The sequence below is a fragment of the Kitasatospora sp. NPDC007106 genome (genome assembly GCF_040634455.1).
GTDB classification, from domain to species: Bacteria; Actinomycetota; Actinomycetes; order Streptomycetales; family Streptomycetaceae; genus Kitasatospora; species Kitasatospora arboriphila.
In genome coordinates this window covers 1-7,947 of record NZ_JBEYFP010000255.1, presented here as the reverse complement: position 1 = coordinate 7,947, position 7,947 = coordinate 1, and the positions used below count along the sequence as shown (strand labels likewise).

Annotated in this window: 6 protein-coding genes; 2 read left to right on the top strand and 4 right to left on the bottom strand. The window is 74.5% G+C overall.

Features of this window, described 5'->3' with window-relative positions; genetic code table 11:
* From ABZ641_RS19880 to ABZ641_RS19870, 3 genes are all read right to left on the bottom strand, one after another.
* On the bottom strand, positions 1 to 767 hold a 767-nt coding region (locus ABZ641_RS19880; RefSeq protein ID WP_359983453.1), incomplete at its 3' end, for an AAA family ATPase.
* Between the two features lie 241 nt (positions 768 to 1,008).
* Positions 1,009 to 1,650: an NUDIX hydrolase gene (locus ABZ641_RS19875; protein ID WP_359983450.1), complete on the bottom strand. Its 642-nt coding sequence runs from the start codon at positions 1,648 to 1,650 to the stop codon at positions 1,009 to 1,011.
* Between the two features lie 152 nt (positions 1,651 to 1,802).
* Complete coding sequence (locus ABZ641_RS19870; protein WP_344627768.1) at positions 1,803 to 3,479, bottom strand: CTP synthase; 1,677 nt, start codon at positions 3,477 to 3,479, stop codon at positions 1,803 to 1,805.
* 646 nt (positions 3,480 to 4,125) lie between these two features.
* On the opposite strand from ABZ641_RS19870, the gene ABZ641_RS19865 reads away from it, so the two are divergent.
* Positions 4,126 to 6,075, top strand: a complete 1,950-nt coding sequence (locus ABZ641_RS19865) for a glycoside hydrolase family 15 protein (protein WP_344627767.1) — start codon at positions 4,126 to 4,128, stop codon at positions 6,073 to 6,075.
* A gap of 67 nt (positions 6,076 to 6,142) precedes the next feature.
* Complete coding sequence (locus ABZ641_RS19860; protein ID WP_359983445.1) at positions 6,143 to 6,520, top strand: VOC family protein; 378 nt, start codon at positions 6,143 to 6,145, stop codon at positions 6,518 to 6,520.
* A 14-nt stretch (positions 6,521 to 6,534) separates the two neighbouring features.
* Here ABZ641_RS19860 and ABZ641_RS19855 read toward each other — a convergent pair whose 3' ends face one another.
* Entirely contained in the window at positions 6,535 to 7,704 is a 1,170-nt protein-coding gene (locus ABZ641_RS19855) for a glycosyltransferase family 4 protein (protein WP_344627765.1), read from the bottom strand.
* Positions 7,705 to 7,947 lie beyond the last annotated feature (243 nt).

Below are 7,947 nucleotides of genomic sequence, written 5' to 3'. Positions count from 1 at the left end.
GCGGCGGTGAGGTCGGCGGCCGCGTCGGTGACCGCGGCGCGCGCGTCGGCGCGCAGCCGGACGGCGGTGAGCCGCAGGGCGGCCGGACGGCACGCGCAGGCGTCGGCAAGGTCGGCGGCGCCGACCGGGTCGCAGCTGACCCGGGTGCCGCCGACGAGGTCCCCGAGCAGGCCGACGGCGGCGGCCTGGTCCAGCCCCCCGATGATCACCGGGTCGACGTCCTCGATGCCGGTCAGCGGGCCACCGGTGGTGGCGAGCAGCAGGGTGCCGGCGCCCGCGCCGAGCAGCGGACGCAGTTGGGCGGCGTCCTTGACGTCGTCGAGCAGCAGCAGCACCTCCCGCTCGGCGAGCGCCTCGCGCAGTGCGGCGCACGCGGGGTCGGCGCCGTCCGGCCCGTCCGGCGGCAGCAGCCCGGCCGGGACGGCGTCCAACTGCTCCAGCAGCCGCCGGGCCGTCCGGCCGGGCGGCACCCGGCTGCCGTCGGGCGCGGAGAGCCGGGCGTACAGCACGCCGCCGGGGTACTGGACGGCCACCGACCGGGCCCAGCGCAGCGCGAGCGCCGTCCGCCCGGACCCGGCCCGGCCGGCCAGCACGACCAGCCTGGCCGCGTCACCGCCCTGGCCGGCGGCCCGGGCGGCGGCGGTCAGGGCGGCGAGTTCGGTGCGGCGGCCGGCGAAGGCGGTCGGCCCGGGCGGCAGGCCGTCCGCGGGGCCGGCCGCTCCGGGGCCGGCGGACCGCTCTTCGATGGTCGCCGTCTTCCTCGCCACCCGTGCCCACTTCCGTCGGTCGCCCGCAGCGGACCCGCTGCGGGCCCTGCCGCGAAGCGTAGTTCGAACGACCGCCCCCGCAGAGGTCACCCGCCCGCCCCGCCCCGGGCATCACCCCCGCGGGTCAAGCAGGCGGCCGACCACCCAGGGCGCGGGGAGGCGGCCGACCACCCAGGGGCGCGTGGGGGCACCTGAGGTCGCCCTCACCGAAAGCAGCCCCGCGCCCCTGAAGGGCGCACCCTCAGTCCTGGCGGAAGGGCCGGGCCGGCCAGGGCGAGTCGGCGGGGCGCAGGGTGTCCAGGCCCTGGCCGGTGAGGGCGGCGTGCAGCGCGAGGGTGCCGGTGATCAGGGTGGGGTTGTGCAGTTCGCCGGCCAGGACGAGCCGGATCAGCTCCTCCAGCGGGACCCTGGCGGTCTCGATCTCCAGTTCCTCGCCGTGGGCGGCGTACCGCTCGCCCTCGGCCTCGGAGAGGTCGGTGGCGAGGAAGAGCCGCAGCGCCTCGTCGGTGCCGCCGGGCGAGGTGTAGAAGTCGACCAGCACCCGCCATTCGCCGGCCTTGCAGTGGGCCTCCTCGTAGAGCTCCCGCTGGGCGGCGTGCAGCGGGTTCTCGCCCGGCACGTCCAGCAGGCCCGCGGGCAGCTCCCACAGGCGCTGCCGGACGGGGTGGCGGTACTGGCGCAGGATCAGCACCCGCTGCCGGTCGTCCAGGGCGAGCACCGACACCGAGCCCGGGTGGGTCTGGTAGTCGCGGCGCGCCCAGGATCCGTCGGGCATCTGCACCTCCTCGGTGCGCACCCCGGTGACCCGGCCCTTGAACGGCGTCTCGCCGGCCCGGACGGGCCACTGCTCGGCGGCATCCCTGATCTGCTGCTGGAAGTCCATCGCTCTCCCCTTTTCGTCAGTACGACACAATCTAACCCGACGCACCCTCAGCCTGCGGCCACAACCGTCCGCGAACAGCCGGACGGCGGCCGTGCGGGGGAATCCGCACGACCGCCGTCCGGTCATCGGGAGGACGCAGCGGCGTCCCGGGCCTACTGGGCCCCGGTCTTGATCTTGATGGCCGCGGCGACCAGGCCCGCGAACAGCGGGTGCGGGCGGGTCGGGCGGGACTTCAGCTCCGGGTGCGCCTGGGTGGCGACCAGGTAGGGGTGGACCTCGCGCGGGTACTCGACGTACTCGACCAGGTCGCCCTTGGGAGAGAGGCCGGAGAACTGCAGGCCGGTCTTCTCGAGGTCGGCGCGGAAGGCGTTGTTGACCTCGTAGCGGTGGCGGTGGCGCTCCTCGACGTACTGCTCGCCGCCGTAGACCTCGCGGACGATCGAGCCCTCGGCGAGCTTGGCCGGGTAGAGGCCCAGGCGCATGGTGCCGCCCAGGTCGCCCTTGCCGTCGACGATGGCGAGCTGCTCGGCCATGGTCGAGATGACGGGGTACTTGGCGGCCGCGTCGAACTCGGTGGAGTTCGCCTCGGGCAGGCCGGCCAGGTTCCGGGCGGCCTCGATCACGACGCACTGCAGGCCCAGGCACAGGCCCAGCAGCGGGATCCCGTTCTCGCGGCCGTAGGTGATCGCGGCGACCTTGCCGTCCACGCCGCGGTCGCCGAAGCCGCCGGGGATGCAGATCGCGTCCACGTCGCCCAGGTGCTCCTGCGCGCCCTCCGGCGTCAGGCAGTCGTCCGAGGTGACCCACTTGATCTCGACGCGGGCGTTGTTGGCGAAGCCGCCGGCGCGCAGCGCCTCGGTCACCGACAGGTAGGCGTCGGGCAGGTCGATGTACTTGCCGACCAGGGCGACCTTGACGATGTGCTGCGGCTCGTGGACGCGGCGCAGCAGGTCGTCCCAGGTGGTCCAGTCGACGTCGCGGAACGGCAGGTCGAGGCGGCGCACCACGTAGGCGTCCAGGCCCTCGCCGTGCAGCACCTTCGGGATGTCGTAGATCGACTTGGCGTCGATGGCCGCGACCACGGCCTCCTCGTCCACGTCGCACATCAGCGAGATCTTGCGCTTGATGGCCTGCGGGACCTCGCGGTCGGCGCGCAGCACGATGGCGTCGGGCTGGATGCCGATGTTGCGCAGCGCGGCGACGGAGTGCTGGGTGGGCTTGGTCTTGAGCTCGCCGGAGGGGCCGATGTACGGCAGCAGCGAGACGTGCACGAAGAAGACGTTGTCCCGGCCGACCTCGTGGCGGACCTGGCGGACGGCCTCCAGGAACGGCAGCGACTCGATGTCGCCGACGGTGCCGCCGACCTCGGTGATGACGACGTCGACGTCCTCGGTCGCCATCCGGCGGATCCGGGACTTGATCTCGTTGGTGATGTGCGGGATGACCTGGACGGTGTCGCCCAGGTACTCGCCGCGGCGCTCCTTGGCGATGACGGTCGAGTACACCTGGCCGGTGGTGACGTTCGCCGAGCCGTGCAGGTTGGTGTCGAGGAACCGCTCGTAGTGGCCGATGTCGAGGTCGGTCTCGGCGCCGTCGTCGGTGACGAAGACCTCGCCGTGCTGGAACGGGTTCATCGTGCCCGGGTCCACGTTGAGGTACGGGTCGAGCTTCTGCATCGTCACGCGCAGGCCGCGCGCCTTGAGCAGCGCGCCCAGGCTGGAGGCGGTGAGGCCCTTGCCGAGCGAGGAGGCGACACCCCCGGTGACGAAGAGGTGCTTGGTCGTCACGGCGCGGCCGGCGGCCGACTTACCGGAATGGGGCTGTGCCAAGAGGGGGCTCCCGTGGGTCGCGGTGTCGAGGGTGACTCCCGGTGGCCGGACCTCCGCTCGTCCGCGCGTCGACGCATCTGCACGCCGGAGCACCGGCGGGGTCGTCGAATCGGCGGATCGGGGGTGGCCCTCAGCTGTGTGCTGCCCACCAGTCCACGGGATACCAGGGTATCAGCGCACCGGACGGGACGCGGTCCGGCCCGGCGCGGCGCGCCCTCCGCGGGCCCTCCGCAGGCTCCGCGCCGCGGTGGAAGGATCAGCTCCGGATGGCTCGGACGGATCACCGGCGATCACCCGAGGGGACCAGCCGGGCTGGTCAATCCGGTGCGAGTCCGGCGGGGGACCGCCCCTGCGCGTGCCCCCGGGCGTACGGCGGACGTATTCTTCTCGGACGCATCGCCGACACCAGAGCACGCGGAGGGCGAGGGGGTCGGCCGACTCCGTTCGGTCCCCGGTGCGCGATCCGGAAGCCCCCCGTCCCGCCCCGCGCCCGGTCAGAGCCAGGGGCCCACCCGGCCCCGCCGGGCACCCACGAGCCCTCCCGCCACCCCAACGGACCTCGCGAGTGCCCCGGACCACCGGCGGGCGGCCCCGGCCCGCCCGTGCCCGCCGTCGGCGCAGCCACATCGCGAACTGGGAGACCCACGTGGCCGGCCGTATCGAGGACTACGCACTCATCGGGGACATGCAGACCGCCGCCCTGGTCAGCAGGGACGGGGCGGTGGACTGGCTGTGCCTGCCCCGCTTCGACTCGCCGGCCGTCTTCGCCGGCCTGCTGGGCACCGACGAGCACGGCTTCTGGCGGATCGGCCCCGCCGAGGCCGTGGGCGACGCGCCCGCGCCCGAGGAGCACCGCGACCACACCTTCCACGCGGACCACTCCGTCTCCGACACCGGCGACCTGCGCCTCCCGCCGGCCACCGCCTCCGCCCCGGCGCTGCCCGCCGACCGCCGCACCTACCGCGGCGACTCGCTCGTCCTGGAGCAGGAGTGGGACACCCAGGGCGGCACCGTCCGGGTGATCGACTTCATGCCGCCCCGCCACCTGCTCGGCACCCCCGACGTGCCCCAGATGATCCGGATCGTCGAGGGCCTCACCGGCCGGGTCCGGATGCGCTCGGCCGTCCGGATGCGCTTCAGCTACGGCAAGGTCGTGCCCTGGGTGCACCGGGTGGAGCAGCCGGACGGCGGGCACCGCACGGTGGCCGTGGCCGGCCCCGACTCGGTCTGGCTGGACGGCGAGGCCGAGACGTACGGGCGCGACCTGACCACCTACGCCGACTTCACCGTCGACGCGGGCGAGCGGATCGCCTTCGCCCTCACCTGGCAGGCCTCCCACCTGCCGGCGCCGGCCCCGGCCGACGCGGAGGCCGCGCTGGAGGCCACCGAGCGGTTCTGGGCGGAGTGGGTCGGCCACTGCACCCACCAGGGCCCCTACCGGGAGGCCGTGATCCGCTCCCTGATCACCCTCAAGGCGCTCACCTACGCCCCCACCGGCGGCATCGTCGCCGCGCCCACCACCTCGCTGCCCGAGGACATCGGCGGCGAGCGCAACTGGGACTACCGCTACACCTGGCTGCGCGACGCCGCCATCACCCTCTCCTCGCTGATGCGCACCGGCTACCGCGAGGAGGCCCGCGCCTGGCGCGAGTGGCTGCTGCGCGCCGTCGCCGGCGATCCGGAGAACCTGCAGATCATGTACGGCATCGCCGGCGAGCGCGAGCTCACCGAGTCCACCCTGGACTGGCTGCCCGGGTACGAGGGCTCGCTGCCCGTCCGGGTCGGCAACGGCGCCGCCGGGCAGCTGCAGCTCGACGTCTACGGCGAGGTCGTCGAGGCGCTGCACCTCGCCCACATGACCGGACTCGTCCGCAACGACCACGCCCACCAGCTGCAGCTGAAGCTGATCAGCTACCTGGAGAAGCACTGGCGCGAGCCCGACGAGGGCATCTGGGAGGTCCGCGGCCCGCGCCGGCACTTCGTGCACTCCAAGGTGATGGCCTGGGTCGCCGTCGACCGGACGATCCGCCTGCTGGAGGACACCGGCACCGAGGGCCCGCTGGAGCGCTGGAAGGCGCTGCGCGAGGAGATCCACGCGAACGTCTGCGAGAAGGGCTACGACGAGCAGCGCAACACCTTCACCCAGTACTACGGCGGGCAGGAGCTCGACGCCTCGCTGCTGCTCATCCCGCAGGTCGGCTTCCTGCCGCCGGACGACAAGCGCGTCATCGGCACCATCGAGGCGATCCAGCGCGAACTGTCCACCGAGGACGGCTTCGTGCTGCGCTACCCCACCCACGACGCGCACGGCGCCAACGTCGACGGGCTGTCCGGCCACGAGGGCGCGTTCCTGGCCTGCTCGTTCTGGCTCGCCGACGACCTGGCCATGATCGGCCGGGTCTCCGAGGCCCGTGAGCTCTTCGACCGGCTGCTGGCGCTGCGCAACGACGTCGGCCTGCTCGCCGAGGAGTGGGACCCGCGGGCCAAGCGCCAGGTCGGGAACTTCCCGCAGGCGTTCAGCCACGTTCCGCTGATCGACACCGCCCTGCGGCTCACCGCCTGCGGCGGCGCCTATGGCGCCGGTCAGCAGCACTGAGGCGCCGCCTGACGCGCTGTCGACAAATTGGTGGACGGGCCGTGACCGGCGCCGCAGACTGGCGCCCATGGCATCTCTCGTACGACACATCACCATCGACTGCGCCGACGCCTACGAACTCGGCACCTTCTGGGCCGCCGCGCTGGACGCCTCGCTGCACGAGGACGACCACCCCGGCGACCCCGAGGCGCTGGTCGAGAGCAAGGCCGGCACGCTGCTGTTCGTCACCGTGCCGGACCGCAAGAGCGTGAAGAACCGCGTCCACCTCGACCTGCAGCCGCAGGACCGCACCCGGGACGAGGAGGTCGAGCGGCTGGTCGGCCTCGGCGCCGCCCTGGTCGGCGACCACCGCCGGCCGGACGGCACCGGCTGGGTCACCCTCGCCGACCCCGAGGGCAACGAGTTCTGCATCGAGCGCAGCGCCGCCGAGCGCGACGCCGGCTGACGGCCGCCCGGCCGTCAGCCGCGCTGCACCAGTTCGTCGTAGGTGGAGAGCACCTGGGCGACCGTGTCGGACTCGTCCGGCCAGGTGAGCTGCTGCTGACGGCCGGCCTCGGCGAGGTCGGCCCGCCGCTGCGGGTCGCCGATCAGCGCCCGGACGGCCCCGGCCAGCGCCGCGGCGTCACCGTACGGGACCAGCACCGCGGCGTCGCCCACCAGCTCGGGCACCCCGCCGACCGCGGTGGACACCACCGGCACGCCCGCCCGCATCGCCTCCTGGACGACCAGCGAGCGGGCCTCCCAGCGGCTGGGGACGACCACCGCGTCGGCGGCGGCCAGCAGGTCGGGCACGTCGGTGCGGTGGCCGGGCATCCGCACCGGGAGGCCCTCGGCGGCGACCCGCTCGCGCAGCGCCTGGCCGTCCGGGCCGTCGCCTGCGATCACCACCAGCGGGTCCAGGTCGCCGAGCCGGCCGGCAGCGTCCAGCAGCAGGCCGAAGGACTTCTGCGGCACCAGCCGGCCGATGGCGAGCAGCAGCGGCCGGGCGGGCTCGTCCTTGCCGTCGAACAGCGCGGCCCGGGCGGCCTCCCGGTCGAGCGTCGCGGGCGGCAGCGGCGGGGCCGCGATCGGGCCGAGCCGGGCGTCGGTGGCACCGAGCTCACGGGCCCGGGCGACCAGGTCGGAGGAGGCACCGAGCACCAGGTCGGCGGCGCGCGCCACCCGCCGCTCCATCAGCCGCTGCAGCCGGCGGTCCAGGCCGGTCGCCAGCATCGCGTGGTGCGAGGTGACCACCAGCGGGGTCTCCGGGCGCAGGCCCGGGAAGCGGCCGGCCGTCCGCAGCGCGAGGTCGGAGAGCAGTCCGGCCCGCAGGCCGTGCGCGTGGACGACGTCCGCGCCGGTGAACGCGCGGCGCAGCTCGCCGATCGCGGCGGCGTCGCTGCGGGCGCCCGCGGTCGGCGTGATGTCCACCGGGTGGAACCGCGCGCCGGTGCGGGAGAAGCCGAACCGGGTGTCCGCGCTCTCCGGCGCGCAGACCGTCACGGTCACCCCGTGCGCGACCAACCCCTGGGCGAGCGAACGCACATGGGCGCCGATGCCCCCGGTACCGGCCGACAGGACGAGCACCGCCCGCAGTTGGCCGGGCTCTTCATGGGCCGCTGCGGCGCCCTTGGCGGCGGAATGGTCCACGTCGTCTCGCTCCGACTCGTTCAGGTGACGAGCACCGTCGCCGGACCCCCTGCCCCGGCCCGGGTCGGCCGACGGCTGCCTGCGCCCGCCGGTGGGCGGGGAAGGCGGGTTCCCGCGGACGGTCCTCGGGACTGGAAAGCCATTGTCCAGCCGCCACCATGCCAGGTCGGGCCGGGTCTTGGACAGTCGGCGCCGTGTGCGGGCGCGTCGGGGCCGCTCCCCCGGCCGGGGGAGCGGCCCGGC